Raw genomic sequence first — 19,667 nt, forward strand, 5'->3', positions numbered from 1 at the left:
GGGAAAAAAGAGGTGCCGATGCCCAGCAACATTCTCGTCGTTGAAGATGAGCCCGCGATTTCCGAACTGATCTCGGTGAATCTCCAGCACGCCGGTCACTGCCCGATTCGTGCGTACAACGCCGAACAGGCGCAGAACCTGATCAGCGACGTGCTGCCCGATCTCGTGCTGCTCGACTGGATGCTGCCGGGCAAATCCGGTATCGCGTTCGCGCGCGACCTGCGCAACAACGAACGGACCAAACACATCCCGATCATCATGCTCACCGCCCGCGGCGACGAGCAGGACAAGGTGCTCGGCCTCGAAATCGGCGCGGACGACTACGTGACGAAGCCGTTCTCGCCGAAGGAACTGATGGCGCGGATCAAGGCCGTACTGCGCCGCCGTGCACCGCAGCTGACCGAGGACGTCGTGTCGATCAACGGGCTGCGCCTCGACCCGGCCACGCATCGCGTCGCCGCGCATGCGGAAGGCAGCGAGATCAAGCTCGATCTCGGCCCGACCGAGTTCCGCCTGCTGCATTTCTTCATGACGCATCCGGAGCGCGTGCACAGTCGCACGCAGCTGCTCGACCAGGTGTGGGGCGACCACGTGTTCGTCGAGGAGCGCACCGTCGACGTGCACATCAAACGATTGCGCGCGGCCTTGAAACCGGCCGGTTGCGATGCGATGATCGAGACCGTGCGCGGCAGCGGCTACCGGCTCGCCAAGCACGCGTAACGTATCCGGGCCTGCCGTGTGCCACGGCTGGCCATCCATTCTTTCGGGCGCTGAATCATGAACATCATCTGGGCGCGCTTTCTGGTGTCGCTCGTGCTGCTCGTGCTGATCGGCGTATTGGTCGGCGTTTTCGCCGGCCCGACCGCGGGCCTCGTGTTCGTGGTCGTGATGCTGGTTGCGCAGGGCTTTTTCAGTACCTTTCACACGCAGCGTCTGTGGCGGCTGCTCGATGCGCCGGTCTACGGTGAAGTGCCGAGCGCGCCGGGCATCTGGGGCGAGATCTACTATCGCCTGCACAAGCTCGCGAAGCAGTGGCATGCGCAGGTGCGGCAGGTCGAGCAGCAGCATTCGCGCTTCATCCAGGCGATCCAGGCGTCGCCGAACGGCGTCGCGATGCTCGACGATCACGACCAGATCGAGTGGTGCAACGCGATCGCCGAGGTCCATTTCGGCCTGGATGCGAAGCGCGACCTGCGCCAGCACATCACCAACCTGGTACGCCATCCCGATTTCGTCCGCTACCTGAACGCGCAGCATTACGACGAGACGCTCGTGATGCGCGGCATGGGCGACTCGCGGCAGAACGTGCTGGAAGTGCAGGTGTTTCCGTACGGCGAGAACCGCAAGCTGCTGCTCACGCAGGACATCACCGAGCTCGAGCGGACCGACGCGATGCGGCGCGACTTCGTCGCGAACGTGTCGCACGAACTGAAGACGCCGCTCACCGTGCTGTCGGGCTTTCTCGAGACGATGCGCGAGCTGCCGCTGAACGAGGAAGACCGCGCGCGCTATCTCGAGATGATGGAGCAGCAGGCATCGCGGATGCGGCACATCGTGACCGACCTGCTGGTGCTCGCGAAGCTGGAGGGCGAAAGCAAGCCGCCGCTCGATCATGCGATCGACATGCGCGCCGTGTTCGACCACCTGAAGGAGGACGCGCAGACGCTGTCGAACGGGCATCACGACATCGCGTTCTCGATCGACGAGACGCTCGGCGTCACCGGCGCGCAGACGGAGCTGTTCAGCGCATTCGCGAATCTCGTCACGAACGCGATCCGCTATACGCCGGAAGGCGGGAAGATCGTCGTGACGTGGCGGCGCGAAGGCGCGCAAGGCGTGTTTTCCGTCACGGACAGCGGCTTCGGGATTCCGGCCGCCGACCTGCCGCGGCTCACCGAGCGCTTCTATCGCGTCGACCGTAGCCGTTCGCGCGACACGGGCGGCACGGGGCTCGGGCTCGCGATCGTCAAGCACGTGCTGCAGCGGCACGACGCACACCTGTACGTGCAAAGCGAGGAAGGGCGCGGCAGCACGTTCACTGCGCGGTTCCCGGGTTCGCGCGTCATCGCGATCCGGCCGGCCACTTACGAGGCATGATCGCGTAACGGCATCCGTCGCTCGTTCTGCGAGCGGCGGCATGCCGGATCCGCAACGAAAAAGCGCAGCCCGCGGGCTGCGCTTTTTCGTTGGCGACGCGGCGCGCAACTCGCGCCGCGTTGCCGGTTCACGAGCAGAACTTCGCGAGCAGCCCGAGTTGCGCGTTGCGGATCGTCTTGCCGGCGCGGCGCCGGCGGTAGTGGCCGTCGCTGTGCATCTGCCATGCCGACTGGTTGTCGCCGAGGCACACCGACAGCCCTTCGGCCAGCACGCGCCGCTTGAGCTTGCGATCGCGGATCGGGAACGCGACTTCGACGCGGCGGAACAGGTTGCGGTCCATCCAGTCGGCGCTCGACAGATAGACATCCTCGGCACCGTTCGCGTGGAAATAGTAGATCCGGTGGTGCTCGAGGAAGCGCCCGACGATCGAGCGCACGGTGATGTTTTCCGACAGCCCCGGCACGCCGGGCTTCAGCGCGCAGACACCGCGCACGATCAGGTCGACCTTGACGCCGGCCTGCGACGCTTCGTACAGCGCGCCGATCACCGTCGGTTCCAGCAACGCGTTCATCTTCGCGACGACGCGCGCGCGCTTGCCGGCACGCGCATTGTCGATCTCCGCGCGGATCGAGTCGATGATGCGCGGATGCAGCGTGAACGGCGACTGCCACAGCTCGTGCAGCGTGAGTTCGCCGCCGATGCCGGTCAGTTGCTGGAACACGTGATGGACGTCCTCGCAGATCTTCTGGTCGGCCGTCATCAGCCCGAAGTCGGTGTAGAGGCGTGCCGTGCGCGGGTGGTAGTTGCCGGTGCCGAGGTGCACGTAGCGGCGCAGCGACGCCTTGCCGCCCTGCACGACGCGCCGCACGATCAGCATCATCTTCGCGTGGCACTTGTGGCCGACCACGCCGTACACGACGTGCGCGCCGACGGCCTCGAGCTGCGACGCCCAGTTGATGTTGGTTTCCTCGTCGAAGCGCGCGAGCAGTTCGACGACGACGGTCACTTCCTTGCCGTTGCGCGCGGCTTCCATCAGCGCGTCCATCAGCGGCGAATCGGTGCCGGTGCGGTAGATCGTCTGCTTGATCGCGACGACGCTCGGGTCCTTCGCGGCCTGCTGCAGCAGTTCGAGCACCGGCTGGAAGCTCTCGTACGGGTGGTGCAGCAGGATGTCGCCGTTGTCGATCGCGTCGAACATCGTCGGCGCGTTCGTGATCGCGGCGGGCGTCGACGCGGTGAACGGCGTGAACTTCAGGTCGGGTCGGTCGACGAGATCGGGAATCTGCATCAGCCGCACGAGGTTCACCGATCCGGCCACGCGATAGCAGTCCTTGTCGCCGAGCTCGCTTTCGTCGAGCAGGCGTCGCACGATGTGCGGCGGCGTGTCGGCCGACACCTCGAGGCGCACCGCGTTGCCGAGGTGGCGCGCGGGCAGTTCGCCCTGCAGCGCGACGCGCAGGTTCGTGATCTCGTCTTCGTCGACGAACAGTTCGCTGTTGCGCGTGATACGGAACTGGTTGCAGCTCTTCACGACGAGTTGCGGGAAGAGTTCGCCGACGAAGCGCTGCATGAACGAGCTCAGCAGCACGAAGCCGTGCTCGAAGCCCGACAGCGCGTGCGGCATGCGTACGACGCGCGGCAGCGCGCGCGGCGCCTGCACGATGCCCATCACGGCCTGGCGACCGAATGCGTCGCGGCCTTCGAGCTCGACGACGAAGTTCAGGCTCTTGTTCAGCACGCGCGGGAACGGGTGGGCGGGATCGAGGCCGATCGGCGTCAGCACGGGCAGCAGCTCGTCGAGGAAGTAGTGCCGCGCCCATTCGAGCTGCTCGTCGTTCCACGTGTCGCTCGCATGGAAGTAGATGCCTTCCTGCTCGAGCGCGGGCAGCACGGTTTCGTGCAACATCGTGTACTGTCGATGGACGAGCCGCTGCGCGCGTTCGACCACGAGATCGTAAGCATGTTGTAACGACATGCCGTCGGGCGTCAGGGCGCCGGGGTTGTCGCGGATCTGCTCCTGAAGGCCGGCCATGCGGACTTCGAAGAATTCGTCGAGGTTGCTGCTGGTGATGCAGATGAAGCGGAGGCGCTCGAGCAACGGGACTTGCGGATCGGCTGCCTGGGCCAGCACGCGCTCGTTGAAACCGAGGATGCCGAGTTCACGATTGAGAAGCGGATAACGGACGGACATCGGCAGAGTAGGGGGGGATTCGGGCGATGATTCGAAAGGACGCTCGGAAACTCTCACGGTACGATGACGTGCTGATGACAATGATGTATTTATATCGGGAAATTCTACGCTGTAATCGTTTCGTCCCATAAATGTTTCGACGATATGCAAACGAGCGGTATGCATGCCCGTGAAGCGTGGCAACGGCAAGCGTTCCACGCTTAAAATGTCGCCTTTGATTGATCGCCCAGGGCTGTCGCACCGGCCGCCGCGGGCGAACGCGCACGGAGCCCCTTCTGATGGTTACAACCCCCCACTTGCTGGCTGCCGTGGATCTCGGCTCGAACAGCTTCCGGCTGATCGTCGGACGCGTCGAGGAAACGCCGGCGGGCAGCCAGATCTATCCGGTCGATGCGCTGCGCGAGCCCGTCCGGCTGGCCGCGGGCCTGTCGAGTGACAAGATGCTCGATCGCGCGTCGCAGGAGCGTGGCTGGGAGGCGCTCAAGCGGTTCGGCGAGCGCCTGCGCGATTTCCATCCCGATCATGTGCGCGCGGTGGCCACCAACACGCTGCGCGTCGCGAAGAACGCGGGCGAGTTTCTCGGCGAGGCGGAAGCGGCGCTCGGTTTTCCGATCGAAGTGATTGCAGGCCGCGAAGAAGCGCGCCTGATCTACGCGGGCGCCGCGCACTCGGTGCCGGCGAGCGCCGGCAAGCGGCTCGTCGTCGACATCGGCGGCGGCTCCACCGAATTCATCATCGGCTCGCACTACACGCCGATCGTGATGGAGAGCCTCTATATCGGCTGCGTGAGCCATAGCCGCGCCTTCTTCCCCGCCGGCAACGTCGACGAATACACGATGCGGCAGGCCGAACTCGCGGCCAAGCGCGAGATCCAGATCATTTCGAGCGAGTACAAGAAGGCCGGCTGGGACCAGGCGATCGGTTCGTCCGGCACCGCGCGTGCGCTCGCGGAACTCGTCGAGGCGAACGGCTTCAACGATCCGGGCATCACGCACGGCATTTCGCGCGGCGGCCTCGAGCGCCTGAAGCGTGCGCTGATCAAGTCGGAGAACGTCAACCGGTTGAAGCTGATCGCGCTGAAGCCCGACCGCGTGCCGGTGCTCGCGGGCGGCCTCGCGATCATGCTCGCGGTGTTCGAGGAGCTTGGCGTCGACTACGTCGATACGACCGACGGCGCGCTGCGCCTCGGGGTGCTGTACGACCTGCTCGGCCGGACGCAGCACGAGGACATGCGTGCGGTGACCGTCGAGGGCTTTACGCGCCGCTACGGTGTCGATCGTGCGCAGGCCGAGCGGATCGGCGCGCTGGCGGGGCGTTTCTACGACGAACTCGAGGAAGCCGACGACGAAGCGCGCGAGGAAGGACGGATGTTCCTCGGCTGGGCGGCCGCGTTGCACGAGATCGGCCTGTCGATCTCGCACAGCGCGTATCACAAGCATTCGGCCTATATCGCGAGCAACGCGGACATGCCGGGTTTTTCGCGCACCGACCAGGCGCGGCTCGCCGCGCTCGTGCTCGGTCATGCGGGCAAGCTCGGCAAGCTGTCGCAGGCACGCGAAGTCGAGTGGCCGCTGCTGTTCTGCCTGCGGCTCGCGGCGCTGCTGTGCCGGCGCCGAACCGACGCGGGGCTGCCCGACATTTCCGTTTCGCAGATGAAGAAGGGCGGCTATGAAGTGCGCCTGCCGAGCGCGTGGGTCGAGCAGAACCCGCTGACCGACTACAGCCTCAGCCAGGAGGCGGCGGAATGGGAGAAGGTCGGAATCCCGTATCGCGTGGTGTATACGGGCGCGTAAAAGGCCGATAGCGGGGCAGGGCCGGGGCAGGCTGCTTGCTGCCCCTCAGCATGGCCGCATGATCGTCCTGACGGTCGCTCAGTCCGACGAGCAGACGATCGCGGTCAGGAACGGAAACGCCTGCCTGACGGTCGCGTCGCTGCCGGCCTTGCGCACGGCTTCCTCCACCGCGCTTTTCGTGCCGCGCACCACGACGCCATAGGCCCAGTCACCGATCGGCGTGCCGTCGCCCGTGCGGAAGATCGGGTCGTTCGCCTGGTAGCCGAGCACGACGTAGACGCCGAAGCCGTATGCGGTCAGCGAGTGGCTCGTGCGGAATGCGTTGACCGAGTTCGATTCGACGTGCATCGGCTCCGACTGGATATCGCCGGCTGCGAGCAGCGGCGCGACGAACTTGTGCCCGGTCGAGTGGCAGTCGAGTGCGTCGTCGAGTGCCTTGGCCGAAGCGGTGCCGGCGGTCGCAAGCGCGAACAGCGATGCGCACAGGGCGGTCTTGAGAGTGTTGTTTGTCATGCGCGGATGCAGGTTGTCCACGCGCATTATCGCGTGTTCCCGGAAGTGTCGTCTCCGGGTTGCGGCAGCGAGGCCGGCCACCTCGTTCGATTCGTGACCTTCGCAAGCGTGACCGACGATGAAAGCGTCCGGACTTGCCGCGAATGCCCGGGCATCGCATGAATCCGTGCGTCGCCGCTTAACGGCTTATCGCGTTCCCGTACCGCCCGGTGAGCACGAACCAGGCGCCGAACAGCGGCAGGACCAGAAAGCCGAGGCCTGCCGGCAATCCCCACAGCACATCGCCCCATATCGCCAGGAACGTGGCGGCCCGGGCCGTTTCCGCGGGCGCGGCAGGGTCGTACGCGACCTGCACGACAGTTCCGGGCGGGCCGTCCATGCCGCCGTTCTGCACGAACTCGATGCGCTGGCCCTGGGCCGTTTCGAAGCGTATGGTCGGGTGTCCGCTCGACTTGACGACTACGCCGGGCGCTCGAGAGGCATGCGAAAGGAAGACCGTCGTCCGGTAGGCCTGCACGACGCAGAAAGCGAGTACGGCGGCGCCGATGATCATGGCGATGACGGTCGCGATGTTCATCGCCGGTTTTGCCGGGCGATCAGTCGAGGAGGCTGTCATGCGAGGTTCGGATGGTGTCGGGGGCGGCAAGTGGGTTCATTCACGCGTCGTACGCATTGCGCAGGTAACCCGAGCTGCCGTCGTCGGTGCCGGTGAGCTGGGCCGAGATCTCCTGTCTCTCGCGGGACCAGGAGGCCGCCCAGCTGCGGAAGCCGAAGCGGTTGGCGGACGAAGCCCGCTCGTCGCCGCCGAAATGGCGCTTGACGAAGGCCGACAACCGCGACACGGCTTCGTCGAAAGGTAGGTCCGTTTCGAGCATCCACATCTCGTACGTTTTCCGTTCAACCTCGACGAACTCGACGGCCAGATTCCCGATGGTGCCGAGGCCTTCGGGCAGTTGCAGGGACGACAGGGATGTCGGCATGGTTGACGAAACTCCGGTCTGGCAATGGGGCGCTGATAATGGTACCGCTACGGGTTCGAGTTGGCCCCGTTGATGCGCCGGTTTGTTCCTGGAAAAAGGTGATTCGTGCGAGCGTGCCGAAGTGGATAACCCGCGATGCTGCGACTCAATGAGTCGATTCGCGACGCAACTGACTGGTAACGGTCGAATGAAAGTGCTCGCCGTCGGTCTTTTATCGGTGGCGACAGCGACGTTCGGCGCGACGCCGGGAATCGATGAGGCCGGCGGCCTGCGTCAGGTGCTTTCCTGTCCGTTGGCGGACGGGAGTCGCATTGCGCTCGACGCCCGCTCGCATGGGTTGGACGGCGATGCACTGTTCGTGCGGCGGGGGCACAAGACCGGGCGTGCGTTCCTTGACATGCCGGAGACCGATTTCGTGGGCAGGATTGCGTTGTCGAGGTGCGTCGGCAAGACCCTCGTCTTCGTACTGAACTACGGATCGCCTTACCTGAAGGGCGTCGCAATCCGGCTGAATCCGATCACGCATGTCGAAGAGCGGATCTATTTCGCGGAGAAGGCGCTTCCGCGGTGGCTGTATTCGGGGCGTCGGGAGATGTGGGTGATCATCCCCAACGAAGGCGGCGAGACGGACGGGAAGTATCTGGTTTATCGATATTCCGAAGGGCGGCTGACCGAAAGCGCACCGGTCGATCGACTGCCGGTCGCGACGCGTAATCTCGTGCGGATCGAGTGACTACGTGGCGCGAAATGCGGCGGTTGCCCGGGATCTTTCACGGGCCAGAAATGGAAAAGGGGTTACAACACGAAGTGTTGTAACCCCTTGATTCCGGTGGTCGGAGCGAAAGGATTCGAACCTTCGACCCTCTGATCCCAAATCAGATGCGCTACCAGGCTGCGCTACGCTCCGACGAGCCAAAGATTCTATCTTTGAATGGCTGATCCGGTCAATCCCTATATGCGGGTAAATGCCGCGGCGGCGAACGAGCCGCAATTTGCGACAATTCGCACGGTAATCGCCGGCCCGCACGCATCGGCGCGGGGCCGCTCGCCGAAGCAAGGAGAACATCATGATGAACCTGATCCTGTGGCGCCACGCCGAAGCCGAAGACTACGCGACGAGCGATCTCGCGCGGCAGTTGACCGTCCGCGGCCGCAAGGACGCACAGGCGATGGCCAAGTGGCTGCGTGGCCGGCTCGAGACGAACACCGTGATCCTCGCGAGCCCGGCCGCCCGCACCGTGCAGACCGTCGAGGCGCTGACCGACCAGTACCGGACGGTCGAGGCGCTCGCGCCGGGCGGCAGCGTCGACGACGTGCTGGCGGCGGCCGGCTGGCCGGACGGCATCGCGCCGACGGTCGTGATCGTCGGCCACCAGCCGACGCTCGGCAGCGTCGCCGCGCAACTGATCGCCGGCGGCGACGACAGCTGGAGCGTCAAGAAGGGCGGAATCGTGTGGCTCGCGAGCCGCACGCGCGACGGCAGCCGGCAGGCCGTGCTGCGGGCGGTATTGACGCCCGACCTGGTGTGAGGCCCGCCTGAAGCGCTTTGAAGGGTTTCGTCATACGGTTTCGCAAGCTTTCTGCTAAAGTCAATTCGGCGACACGTCATTGAAAGGACACGGTCGTGCCACATAACGGTCACGGCCGATTACTACATTGGCGGGCATGTCGTCCTATTCCTTACGATCAGGAAAGCCTAATGCGAGAACTGCCGACGCCTACGCTCCCTTTTGCCTCGCTGCCCCTCGACACGTCGCGGCGCCTCCTGCCGCGCGCTGCTGAAACCGTCACATCGGAGTATCGCCTGCGCGCCGCGTGGGCGCGTACGGAAGACGAATTGCGCGAAGCCCAGCGCCTGCGTTACAGCGTGTTCGCCGAAGAGATGGGCGCGCAGGTCAGCGGCCCCTCCGGTCTCGACGTCGATCCGTTCGATGCGTACTGCGACCACCTGCTGGTTCGCGATCTCGACACCCTGAAGGTCGTCGGCACGTATCGCGTGCTGCCGCCGCACCAGGCGGCGCGTGTCGGCCGCCTGTACGCCGAAGGCGAATTCGACCTGTCGCGCCTCACGCACCTGCGCGGCAAGATGGTCGAGGTCGGCCGCTCGTGCGTGCACAGCGACTACCGCAGCGGCGCCGTCATCATGGCGCTGTGGGGCGGTCTCGGCACGTACATGATGCAGAACGGCTACGAGACGATGCTCGGCTGCGCGAGCGTGTCGATGGCCGACGGCGGTCACTATGCGGCGAACCTGTACCAGTCGCTGTCGGCAGGTTCGCTGACGGCGCCCGAGTATCGTGCGTTCCCGCATACGGCCCTGCCGGTCGACGAATTGCAGACGGGCACCGTCGTGGCGCCGCCGCCGCTGATCAAGGGTTACCTGCGTCTCGGCGCGAAGATCTGCGGTGCGCCGGCCTGGGATCCCGACTTCAACTGCGCGGATTTCCTGACGCTGTTCCGTCTGTCCGACATCAACGCGCGCTACGCCCGCCACTTCCTCGGCTGAGCCGTCTGAACCATGTCGCGCCCGCCTGCTGGTTCGGGTGTGTCCATGCGAACGCCGTCGTGCGGCATGAGCCGCGCGACGGCGTTCGTCCATCTGATCAACGTGTGTGAATCGGGCCCCGTTAATTTCGGCGACACACGATCACCGGCGTGCCGTGGGACGGCACGTTCGGGAACGGCCCGGGGGAGGGCCGGACGGCAGCGGCGCGCTTAGTGCTTGCGCCGCCAGTCGAGCAGGTGGTGTTCGGCCATCCAGTGATGGACGATCCCTTCGCCGCCATGGCTGCGCTTGTATTCGCGCGACTCGAAGAACGACAGGGCGACGAACACCATCAGGCCGATGAACAGGCCGATCAGGCCGGCAATTTCCTCAGACGACATGGCAGCCTCCTTTCCACGGCACAGCGCCATGCGTACATAGTAGGACATGCGCGGCGCGACTCCGAAGCAGGATTTCCGCTAGACTCGGCGCGGTCCCGGCGTGCGATGGGCGCGCCGATTTCCGGAGCCCTACCCGATGACCCGTTTCATGCTGGCCGTGCTGGCCGCATCTTTTCTCGCCGCCTGTACCAGCGATCCTCATCAGGCCCGTCGCGGCCATCCGCCGGAAGATCCGGCCGACTATCACGGCGTGCCGACCGACATGACGCCGCCGACGATGCTCGATGCGCCGCCGCCCAAACCGGTGCAGTAACGGCTGTTCAAGGCGGCTCAGGGTCGCTTGGGGCCGCTCAGGGCCGCTCAGGGCAGGTTCGGCGCGCCGTCAGGCGCGGGCCGCGGGTGTATCGGTGCCGATGCGCCGCAACAGCCCCGGCAGGTAGCGCGCCAGCGTCGCGCCGCGCGCGGCCATGAACAGCAGCAGCGCGAACCAGAGGCCGTGATTGCCGAAGGTGCCGACGGCGGCGAGCGTGGCGACAACGAAGATCGACAGCGACGCGACCATTGCGCGCATCAGCGATCGTGTCTGCGTGGCACCGATGAAGACGCCGTCGAGCAGGAAGCCCCAGACCGACACGATCGGCGAAATCGCGGCCCACGGCAGGTAGCGCAGCGCAACCTCGCGGATCTCGGCCTGGTCGGTCAGGCGCGCGACGATCCAGCCGCCGGCGGCCCAGTACACCAGCGCGAACAGCAGCGCGCCGAGCGCCGACCAGAGCAGGGTGACGCGCACGGCCTGCCGGAAGGCACTGCGGTCGCGTGCGCCGGCCGCCGCGCCGACGAGTGCCTCGGCCGCATGCGCGAAGCCGTCGAGGCCGTACGCCATGAACGTCTGGAAATTCAGCAGCAGCGCGTTTGCCGCGAGCGTTGCATCACCCTGTTTCGCACCGAGGTGCGCGAACCAGCCGAATGCGCCGAGCAGGCACAGCGTGCGCAGGAAGATGTCGCGATTGAGCGCGATCAGCCGCTTGAGTGCGACGCGGTCGGCGAGTGCACGTACCGCGATCGGCGCAAGGCCGTGCGGCCGTAGCCGCCACAGCATCCATGCGCCGAGCGCGAAGCCGCATGCGTCTGCCGTGGCCGTCGCGGCGCCGATGCCGGCAATGCCCCAGCCGAAGCCATACACGTAGAGCAGCACGGCGCCGATGTTGACCGCATTGATGAACACCTGCGCGACGAGTGCGAGCCGCACGCGCTGTACACCGAGCAGGTAGCCGAGCACGACGTAGTTCGCGAGCGCGAACGGTGCGCTCCAGATCCGCGCGTGGCTGTAGGACAGCGCCGTCGCGCGGACGGCATCGCTGCCGCCGAGCGCCGACAGCGCAAACGACAGCAGCGGCACCTGCAGCGCCAGCACCGCGGCGCCGAGCGCGAACGCGACGATCAACGCGCGCAGCACGTTCAGGCGGATCCCGGCGGCGTCGCCGGCACCGTGCGCCTGCGCGACGAGACCGGTCGTCCCCATTCGCAGGAACCCGAATCCCCAGAACACGAAATTGAAGAACAGCCCGCCGAGCGCGACGCCGCCGAGATACTGCGTGCCGTCGAGGTGGCCGGCGACGGCCGTGTCGACGGCGCCGAGGATCGGCTGGGTCAGGTTCGCCAGGACGATCGGAAACGCGAGCGCGAGGACGCGCCGGTGCGTGACGGTGGCCGAGCCCGTGCCGGCCCCGTGCGGTAACGCGGATTCGGACATGGCGGACGCGTCAGGCGCGTTCCTGCACGCAGACCCACGGCGAGACGACGACTGCCCACAGCTCCGGGTTGCGCGCCGCGTAATCGGCGGCGGTTTCGGCCGGCATGCGCGCGACGAGGCCCGCGGACAGCCAGCGCGTGACCTGTTCGGCGTCATCGTCGGCAACCGCCTCCGCGACGCTGACGAGATCGAGGTCGCGCGCAACGGACAGCAGCTTGCCCTGCGCGAAGAAGCGTTCGAGATCGCACCAGTCGATCTTGGCGGTTTCGCCGAGGAGTTTGGCGTAGAGCGGGCTGTGCGACGCGCCCGCGGCGGCGTGGTGATCAGAGGACATCGTTTTCTTGGAAAGACTGCGTGGTGGCGCCACTATAAACCATCCGGCCGGGCGGGCGGCGCGGGTGGCGGCCCGCTTACGCGTCGCGCAGCGCGCGGCGCACGATCTTGCCGGTCGCGGTCATCGGCAGGCCGTCGACGAACGCGATCGCACGCGGATACTCGTGGGCGGCGAGGCGTGTGCGCACGTGCGCCTGCAGTGCCTGAACGAGCGCATCGTCGCCGGCGTGACCGGGATTCAGCACGACGAATGCCTTGACGATCTCGGTGCGCGTCGCGTCGGGCACGCCGACGACGGCCGCCATCCGCACCGCCGGATGCGTGAGCAGGCAGTCCTCGATCGGGCCCGGGCCGATCCGGTAGCCGGCGCTCGTGATCACGTCGTCGTCGCGGCCGACGAAGCGGACGAAACCGTCGGCGTCGATCATGCCTGTATCGCCGGTGAGCAGGTAGTCGCCCGCGAACTTGTCGCGGGTCGCGTCGGCGTTGCGCCAGTATTCGAGGAACATCACCGGATCGGGGCGTCGCACCGCGATGCGCCCTTCGACGCCGGGCGGCAGCGGCGTGCCGTCCGCGTCGACGATCGCGACCGCATGGCCGGGCACTGCCTTGCCGATTGCGCCGGGCTGCGCATCGAACAGCGCCGCGCAAGACGACAGCACCATGTTGCACTCGGTTTGCCCGTAGAACTCGTTGATCGTCACGCCGAGCGCGTCGCGCCCCCAGGCCGTCAGTTCGGTGCCGAGCGTCTCCCCGCCGCTCGCGACCGATTTCAGCGACAGCGCGTAGCGTTCGCGCGGTGCCGGGACGGTGCGCATCAGCTTCAGCGCGGTGGGCGGCAGGAACGCGTGGGTGACGCCGTGCCGGGCCATCAGCGCGAACGCGGCGTCGCCGTCGAATTTCTCGAAGCGGCGGGCGAGCACGGGCACGCCGTGATGCCACGACGGCAGCAGCACGTCGAGCAGGCCGCCGATCCATGCCCAGTCGGCGGGTGTCCAGAACAGGCGCGCGTCGCGCGGGAAGCACTGCTGCGACATCTCGACGCCCGGCAGGTGGCCCGGCAGCACGCGATGCGCGTGCAGCGCGCCTTTCGGCTTGCCCGTCGTGCCGGACGTATAGATGATGAGCGCCGGATCGTCGGCGGCCGTATCGGCCGGCACGAAGTCGGGCGTCTCGGCGGCGAGCGCCGCGTCGTAGCGCAGCACGCCGGGAGAGTCGGGCGCATCGTCGCCGATGCAGTAGATGGTGTGCAGTACCGGCAGCTGCGCGCGCAGCGATGCGATTTTCGCGTAGCCGGCCGCGTCGGTAACGAGCGCGGCCGCCTCGCTGTTCGCGAGCCGGTATTCGAGCGCGTCGACGCCGAACAACGTGAAGAGCGGCACCGCGATGGCGCCGAGCTTGTACGCGGCGAGGTGCGCGATGGCCGTTTCGGGGCCCTGCGCGAGAAAGATGCCGATGCGGTCGCCGCGCCGCAGGCCGGCGCGCACGAAGCTGTTCGCGAGCCGGTTAGAGGCATTCCTCAGATCGTCGAACGTGATGCGGGACACGTCGCCTTGCGCCGTTTCGTGGATCAGCGCGAGGTGTCCGCTGCCGTCCGCCCATTTGTCGCAGACGTCCACGCCGATGTTGTAGCGGGCCGGAACGTCCCACGCGAAGCGGGAGAGCAGGTCGTCGTAGCGGTCGGCGGCGGGCAGCATCGCAGTGTCTCCTGGGTGGCGGCGTGGCGTCAGGCGAACGGCTTACATCAGGGTTTCACGCAGGGGAATCCACAATGACGCCTGAGGGTAGGGAATCCTCGCACTCGTCCAATTGCTGCGGCTCAGTGCACGATTCCGCAATGACGCATAAGATCACCTAAAAATCAGTGTGTGACCATGGATTTGCTTCTGATAGCTGCGGGGTTCAGCCTGATCGGAATCGGCGTGCTGGTAGCGTTCGCCTGTCGCGTCGATCCGTTGTCCGGCCGTTTCACCGGACGTCTGCGCAAGCGCTGACATCACCTTTTCCGATTTTCACCGCGACGACACGCGATGCGTGCCGGCATCGCGTGTCGTCTGTCGGGTGCTCAGCGCGCCGGCAGGTAGCGCGACGGGTCGATCGACCGGCCGCCGTAGCGCAATTCGAAATGCAGCGCGACGCGATCGCTGTCGCTGTTGCCCATCTCGGCGATCGATTGCCCCTGCGTGACCGACTGGCCTTCCTTCACCAGCAGCGCACGGTTGTGTGCGTAGGCGGTCAGGTAGTCGGCGTTGTGCTTGAGGATGATCAGGTTGCCGTAGCCACGCAGCCCGTTACCCGCATAGACCACCACACCCGGCGCGGCCGCGACTACCGGCGTGCCCGGCGAGTTCGCAATGTCGATCCCCTTCGATTTCGAGCCGTCGAACGTGCGGACCACGTTGCCGGCCGCCGGCCAGATCAGCGCGATGCTCGTGGCCGGCTTGACGGCCGATTCAACCGGTGCGGAAGGCGCGGGGCGGGCCCGGCCGGCACTGCCGGTGCCGGTGGTCGACGGCGTCGATGCGGTGGTCGTGCCGGGCGGCGGCGCGACGCGCAGCACCTGGCCGACTTCGATCGCGTCGGGGTTCGTCATCTGGTTCCAGCGCACGATGTTCGATACCGACGTGCGGTTGTCGCGCGCGATCTTGTAGAGCGTATCGCCGCGTTCGACGCGATAGAACCCGGGGCCGACGGGCGCGGAGCCGCACGCGACGAGCAGGGCGGCGCAGGCGGCTGCGAAGAGTCGCTTCGTTGTTGTTCCGAACATTGAACCTCGCAAGACCCTGCCGCTCGTGACGCGGCAGGCAACACAAAACGTCCGATTTTAACGGGTTCGACCCGCGCACCGCAGTTTGTGCCGTTGCCGGGGCCGTCGGGCGCCGGTTCGGCAGGCGTCTCGGCCCGCGTCTCAGCCGGCGAGCGGGAGGACGCGAATCCGCAGCGTGGCCGTTTCGGTCGCGCCCGGCGCGAGCATGCGCAGCCCGAGGCCGTTGTGGATCGCATCCGGCAGGCCGAGCCACGGTTCGACGCAATAGAAGTCGGAATCCGGCTTTTCGGTCCAGGTCGTGACCGCGTACCACGGGATCGAGCCCGGCACGTCGAGCGCGATCTCGATCGTGCGGCGCCGGCCCGGCATCACGATGCGCACCGGCGTGGCCGGCACGCCGTCGAGGCAGTGGAAGCGGTCGAGGATCTCCGGGTTGTCGAGGCGATAGCGCGCTTCGCCCGGCTCGGGCGGGCTGATCGAACCGTCCGGCTGCTGCGCGCAGCGACGCGTGGGCGGCAGTTCGAGCGTGGTTTCCGCGCGTTCGCCGTGCGGCAGCGCGAAATAGAAATGGTGACCGGCGTAGTAGGGCAGCGGTGTGTCGCCGCGATTGGTCGTCGTCAGCGCGACTTCGAGCGTGTGCGAGTCGGCCAGCCGGTAGGTCGTTTCGAACCGGAAATCGAACGGGTAGCTCGCGCGCAGTGCGTCGGTCGCGTCGAGCGTCATCGACAACGCGGCGCCGTCGGCCGACGGTTGCGCGGCGAACGGCAGGTCGCGCGCGAAGCCGTGCATCGGCAGGTCGCGCACCACGCCGGCGGCGTCGCGCCAGCGGCCGAGCTCGCCGTCGACGCGGTGACGGCCGAGGAACGGGAACAGCAGCGGGTTGCCGCCGCGCACGCGCGCGAGGTTGCTCCAGTCGGCCGTTTCCGGCCAGAAGATGACCGGTTCGCCATCGACATCCCATGACAGCAGGCGGCCGCCGAATTGCGGAGCGACCCGGACGAGCGACGGGCCGGCGTGAAGTTCGTGAATGTCGTGTTGCTGGAAGGTCGGCATGGCGAATCGGGTTGGGCGGGTGAACGGGAACGGCGCGCTCCATTATCGGGCCGTGGCGGCTTGGGGAAAACCCTTCTCGGGAAATCGCGAGTTTTTAAGACCGTCAACGGTCGGGATAATGCCTCTAAACCGGTGAGGTTGCCGGGTCATGACACTTCGTGGAGGGGGCCATGGATCTGGCAATGGCAATGGGACTCGCACTGTTCGGCATGTTCACGGGCAGCACGGTATTATTTTTCTATCAGCTCGGCCGCTGACGGCAATTCCTGCCGAAATCGAAAGGCCCGCCATGCAAATGGCGGGCTTTTTGCTTTCTGGGCGCTTACAGGTTGCAAGCGTTTGTGTGCATTGCCGCAATATCCCGCCAAATGCCTTGGCGCAGTAATCCGGGCTCGGCATAATCGGGGCGCGTTTTTTCGGACGCGCATCGCATCGTCCGCTTCTCTTCCCGCTCAATCTTCATTAAAAGGACCGACGCGTGAGTCTCTGGTTTCTGGTATTCCTGAGCGTCCTGCAGGGCGTCACCGAACTCTTTCCCGTCAGCAGCCTTGGCCATACGCTGCTCGTGCCGGCGCTGTTCGGCATGCACATCGACAAGCATGCACCGCAACTGCTGCCGTTCCTCGTTGCGCTGCACCTCGGCACCGCGCTGGCGCTGCTGTGGTATTTCCGTGCGCGCTGGATCGCGCTGATCGGCGGCTTCTTCGCGCAGCTCGGCGGCCGCAAGAACGACGACGGGCACCTGATGTGGGCGCTCATCATCGGTACGATCCCGACCGGCATCGTCGGGCTGCTTCTCGAGAAGCGCATCGAACGCGTGTTCCACGACCTGCGGATCGTCGCGATCGCGCTGATCGTGAACGGCGTGCTGCTGTGGCTCGGCGATCGCATCCAGCGTAGCCGCGCGCATCAGGCGCCCGAAAAGATGACGTTCAAGCAGGCGTTCTTCGTGGGTCTCGCGCAGATCGGCGCGCTGATTCCGGGTTTCTCGCGCAGCGGGCTGACGATGATCGCCGGCAATGCAGCGGGCCTGACGGCGGAGAAGGCCGCGGAATTCTCGTTCCTGCTCGGTACGCCGATCATCTTCGCGGCGGGCGTGCTCGAACTGCCGAAGCTGTTCCATGCGCGCGACCAGCTCGGCGATGCGCTGCTCGGCGGCGTGCTGACGGCGATCGCCGCGTACCTGAGCGTGCGGTTCCTGATGCGCTATTTCGAGGGGCGTGGCCGGCTGGCTTCGTTCGGCGTGTATTGCGTGATCGCCGGTGTGTTCTGCCTCGGCTGGTTCATGCTGCACCCGCAGCCGGTTTGAGGCTGCGTTGGCCGGTCTCGCATGATGTGACGCGATGATCGGGTATAATTTCGGGCTCGGCTTCATGCCGGGCCCGTTTTGTTTCGAGGCTTCGAGTCTGGTTTGTGGGTTTGCCGGTTTTGCCGGTGCTCGAAGTCTTGCGTCAGATGCGGCTCGTGCAGGCCGTGTCTTTTCTCCCCGACCGCCCTTAGCTCAGCTGGATAGAGCAACGGCCTTCTAAGCCGTAGGTCACACGTTCGAGTCGTGTAGGGCGGGCCAGAATTTCATTTTGGATCAACTGGTTACGCGCGGCTTGTTTCCCGGTCGGTTGCAGAGTCAGTCACAATCCAGTGTGACTGGAAAGGGGATTGTGATCAGCCCTTTGTCATGGGACGGCTGAACGGCGGGACCACGCGGCCCCAATGGCACTCGAACGTCCTGCATTCCGGGTAGCAATTGTGTGGCTTCGGTAATACTGGCGCATACAACGCCCTGATCCACGACGATTCCACGAATCAGGGTGGTCAGCGCCTGACCAAGTATTCGGGCGGCACCTATCACCTGTTCCATCAAGGATACCGGTCAGCAGTGTCCAGAAGATGGCGTATGGTGCGCGAAACTGGTTGCTGGTCAGATTGGCGATACGAAGCGCCTGTTTCCCAAAGGCGACGCGTTGCCGTCGGTCGTCTTGCATGAACCGCGACGGCTATCGGTTCTCGACAGCATGCTCGGTACGCGTCAGCACATGGCCCATGTCGCGTGGGAACTCGTTGCATACCTTGATCAGGCTTGACTCGGTTCCTCGGTGGAAGACTACAAGCGGATGGACTCTTTTGTAATCGACAGGTAGATCGCTCAACGTGACCCAACCTAATGAAGCGAAGCGGCGTGCGCACCCTATGACCTTGATAGGGTTCGGATGGTTGCTGTTCGTCCTTGGGCTGCCGTGCTGGGCCCTCGCGAGCAGCGCGCTTCAGGTATTCGCTCCATATGCCGACTGGCCCAGGATGGCCGGAATGATCGGCGTTCCAGTGCCGTTGCTATTCGTTGCCGCTTGGAAGTACGACAGCGAGTACACAGGCGAAATCGGTCCTCTGCTGGTGGGCTGGTGCGTGGGCGTAGGGATGGCGAGATTGGCTTTTTTAATCGGAGGTTTGGCTCCGCATGGCTGATTGTTTGGCGAAGATCGCGCACCTGTATTCGTCCGTTTTGGGATGTGACTGAGGCAACGAAAAATGGCGAGATACTTGAATCGTCGGGTTGACTGAGATCGTGACAATTCGCTTCGTACCGGGTGCGTGCTCGCTGTATGGATCGACGGAAAGCTCGCGTGAACGCGTTAGCGGTTATGTAGAAGGGCGGCACATGCTCTCCGTCCTTGCGGGATTGCAGTATCGCGGTCGCCACGCTGGATAGGGGCACGGTGCGGGGTGAATCTGTCTTCGTTACTGGCAGATGAGTCGTTCGCCGATTGAGATCGATGCTCTCCCATAGTAAAGACGCAATTTCGCTTCGACGCATGCCTGTATCGTACCGTTACTCACACGCTTCCACTTGGGACACATATCGAGCCGGATATCGCCTGGCTTATACGTAGTGTTGTCGTCAGCAAAGCAATTGGGTTGGAGGCATCTGGCTACAAGAAACGTCTCAGGTCAGAATATGGCGGTGAGCGCGATGCGCAGTCTGATCAGCACAACGATAGGGGGATCAGAGATCACGGAAACTCCTGAACGAAGTGCGCCGATGCGGAAATGCATCGACGGAGCGGCCGTAGCTTGCCGTACTCAGGAAATTGGATGGCAAATTCAGTGCGTATTTCCACTCTCATAATTCTGCTGAGTATTTTTTGAGATGCCGAGTGAGGTTATATTCGCATCGATTGCCAAAAATTCAGCCAATAGTTGCTGCTCGCGAAAGACAATGCTTCGCTCAATAAATCGAGATAACTGGGATGGTGCGACAGTAGTAGCGTGATGTAATCCACTGCCCTGTCCGTCGCATCTCGCCAAC

Annotated in this window: 19 protein-coding genes, 2 tRNA genes and 2 pseudogenes; 11 read left to right on the plus strand and 12 right to left on the minus strand. The window is 65.2% G+C overall.

What is annotated here, in order from left to right:
• Positions 1 to 18 precede the first annotated feature (18 nt).
• Entirely contained in the window at positions 19 to 720 is a 702-nt protein-coding gene (phoB, locus tag PQB87_RS06870) for a phosphate regulon transcriptional regulator PhoB (protein WP_027787869.1), read from the plus strand.
• A 57-nt stretch (positions 721 to 777) separates the two neighbouring features.
• A complete protein-coding gene (phoR, locus tag PQB87_RS06875) occupies positions 778 to 2,097 on the plus strand; it encodes a phosphate regulon sensor histidine kinase PhoR (RefSeq protein WP_060062020.1) in 1,320 nt (439 codons plus the stop codon).
• A 127-nt stretch (positions 2,098 to 2,224) separates the two neighbouring features.
• On the opposite strand, the gene ppk1 is transcribed toward phoR, so the two are convergent.
• Positions 2,225 to 4,288: a polyphosphate kinase 1 gene (ppk1, locus tag PQB87_RS06880; protein WP_222211701.1), complete on the minus strand. Its 2,064-nt coding sequence runs from the start codon at positions 4,286 to 4,288 to the stop codon at positions 2,225 to 2,227.
• A gap of 278 nt (positions 4,289 to 4,566) precedes the next feature.
• Here ppk1 and ppx point away from each other — a divergent pair, with 278 nt between their 5' ends.
• A complete protein-coding gene (ppx, locus tag PQB87_RS06885; protein WP_027787866.1) occupies positions 4,567 to 6,081 on the plus strand; it encodes an exopolyphosphatase in 1,515 nt (504 codons plus the stop codon).
• Positions 6,082 to 6,159: 78 nt separating this feature from the next.
• Here ppx and PQB87_RS06890 read toward each other — a convergent pair whose 3' ends face one another.
• The 3 genes from PQB87_RS06890 to PQB87_RS06900 all read right to left on the minus strand — a co-directional run bounded on the left by PQB87_RS06890 (position 6,160) and on the right by PQB87_RS06900 (position 7,574).
• Positions 6,160 to 6,594 (minus strand): hypothetical protein, encoded by a 435-nt coding sequence (locus PQB87_RS06890; protein ID WP_059682246.1) that lies wholly within the window; start codon positions 6,592 to 6,594, stop codon positions 6,160 to 6,162.
• A gap of 178 nt (positions 6,595 to 6,772) precedes the next feature.
• Complete coding sequence (locus PQB87_RS06895) at positions 6,773 to 7,210, minus strand: DUF3592 domain-containing protein (protein ID WP_489242725.1); 438 nt, start codon at positions 7,208 to 7,210, stop codon at positions 6,773 to 6,775.
• A gap of 40 nt (positions 7,211 to 7,250) precedes the next feature.
• Complete coding sequence (locus tag PQB87_RS06900) at positions 7,251 to 7,574, minus strand: hypothetical protein (protein ID WP_489242726.1); 324 nt, start codon at positions 7,572 to 7,574, stop codon at positions 7,251 to 7,253.
• Positions 7,575 to 7,761: 187 nt separating this feature from the next.
• Here PQB87_RS06900 and PQB87_RS06905 point away from each other — a divergent pair, with 187 nt between their 5' ends.
• A complete protein-coding gene (locus tag PQB87_RS06905; protein WP_489242727.1) occupies positions 7,762 to 8,307 on the plus strand; it encodes a hypothetical protein in 546 nt (181 codons plus the stop codon).
• A gap of 97 nt (positions 8,308 to 8,404) precedes the next feature.
• Here PQB87_RS06905 and PQB87_RS06910 read toward each other — a convergent pair.
• Positions 8,405 to 8,481 (minus strand) — tRNA-Pro (locus PQB87_RS06910).
• A 160-nt stretch (positions 8,482 to 8,641) separates the two neighbouring features.
• On the opposite strand from PQB87_RS06910, the gene sixA reads away from it, so the two are divergent.
• Together sixA and PQB87_RS06920 are read left to right on the plus strand one after the other, a co-directional pair.
• Entirely contained in the window at positions 8,642 to 9,103 is a 462-nt protein-coding gene (sixA, locus tag PQB87_RS06915) for a phosphohistidine phosphatase SixA (RefSeq protein ID WP_027787862.1), read from the plus strand.
• 170 nt (positions 9,104 to 9,273) lie between these two features.
• Positions 9,274 to 10,080, plus strand: coding sequence for a GNAT family N-acetyltransferase (locus PQB87_RS06920; protein WP_021157266.1), 807 nt, complete (start codon positions 9,274 to 9,276; stop codon positions 10,078 to 10,080).
• A 209-nt stretch (positions 10,081 to 10,289) separates the two neighbouring features.
• On the opposite strand, the gene PQB87_RS06925 is transcribed toward PQB87_RS06920, so the two are convergent.
• Entirely contained in the window at positions 10,290 to 10,460 is a 171-nt protein-coding gene (locus tag PQB87_RS06925; protein WP_021157265.1) for a hypothetical protein, read from the minus strand.
• Between the two features lie 136 nt (positions 10,461 to 10,596).
• Here PQB87_RS06925 and PQB87_RS06930 point away from each other — a divergent pair, with 136 nt between their 5' ends.
• A complete protein-coding gene (locus PQB87_RS06930) occupies positions 10,597 to 10,773 on the plus strand; it encodes a hypothetical protein (RefSeq protein WP_165843489.1) in 177 nt (58 codons plus the stop codon).
• Positions 10,774 to 10,842: 69 nt separating this feature from the next.
• On the opposite strand, the gene PQB87_RS06935 is transcribed toward PQB87_RS06930, so the two are convergent.
• From PQB87_RS06935 to PQB87_RS06955, 5 genes are all read right to left on the minus strand, one after another.
• Positions 10,843 to 12,213 carry an MATE family efflux transporter gene (locus tag PQB87_RS06935; RefSeq protein ID WP_301863438.1) on the minus strand — a complete coding sequence of 457 codons (1,371 nt, stop codon included), beginning with the start codon at positions 12,211 to 12,213 and terminating at the stop codon, positions 10,843 to 10,845.
• A gap of 10 nt (positions 12,214 to 12,223) precedes the next feature.
• Positions 12,224 to 12,547, minus strand: a complete 324-nt coding sequence (locus tag PQB87_RS06940) for a DUF2288 domain-containing protein (RefSeq protein ID WP_027787860.1) — start codon at positions 12,545 to 12,547, stop codon at positions 12,224 to 12,226.
• Between the two features lie 76 nt (positions 12,548 to 12,623).
• Complete coding sequence (locus PQB87_RS06945; protein WP_174414120.1) at positions 12,624 to 14,243, minus strand: acyl-CoA synthetase; 1,620 nt, start codon at positions 14,241 to 14,243, stop codon at positions 12,624 to 12,626.
• A 368-nt stretch (positions 14,244 to 14,611) separates the two neighbouring features.
• Positions 14,612 to 15,313 (minus strand): peptidoglycan DD-metalloendopeptidase family protein, encoded by a 702-nt coding sequence (locus PQB87_RS06950; RefSeq protein WP_027787858.1) that lies wholly within the window; start codon positions 15,311 to 15,313, stop codon positions 14,612 to 14,614.
• A 141-nt stretch (positions 15,314 to 15,454) separates the two neighbouring features.
• On the minus strand, positions 15,455 to 16,366 hold the full coding sequence (locus tag PQB87_RS06955; RefSeq protein ID WP_233343594.1) for an aldose epimerase family protein: 912 nt from the start codon (positions 16,364 to 16,366) through the stop codon (positions 15,455 to 15,457).
• Between the two features lie 478 nt (positions 16,367 to 16,844).
• Here PQB87_RS06955 and PQB87_RS06960 point away from each other — a divergent pair, with 478 nt between their 5' ends.
• From PQB87_RS06960 to PQB87_RS06975, 4 genes and pseudogenes are all read left to right on the plus strand, one after another.
• Positions 16,845 to 17,675 (plus strand): undecaprenyl-diphosphate phosphatase, encoded by an 831-nt coding sequence (locus PQB87_RS06960; protein WP_175829127.1) that lies wholly within the window; start codon positions 16,845 to 16,847, stop codon positions 17,673 to 17,675.
• A gap of 181 nt (positions 17,676 to 17,856) precedes the next feature.
• Positions 17,857 to 17,933, plus strand: a tRNA-Arg gene (locus tag PQB87_RS06965).
• A gap of 78 nt (positions 17,934 to 18,011) precedes the next feature.
• Positions 18,012 to 18,233, plus strand: a pseudogene (locus PQB87_RS06970) (type VI secretion system tip protein VgrG); the annotation flags it as partial.
• Positions 18,220 to 18,447, plus strand: a pseudogene (locus PQB87_RS06975) (SEL1-like repeat protein); the annotation flags it as partial. The pseudogenes PQB87_RS06970 and PQB87_RS06975, both read left to right, overlap by 14 nt.
• A 104-nt stretch (positions 18,448 to 18,551) precedes the next feature.
• Here PQB87_RS06975 and PQB87_RS06980 read toward each other — a convergent pair.
• Entirely contained in the window at positions 18,552 to 19,175 is a 624-nt protein-coding gene (locus PQB87_RS06980) for a site-specific integrase (protein ID WP_489242729.1), read from the minus strand.
• Positions 19,176 to 19,667 lie beyond the last annotated feature (492 nt).

This window comes from Burkholderia sp. KL41, assembly GCF_057005415.2.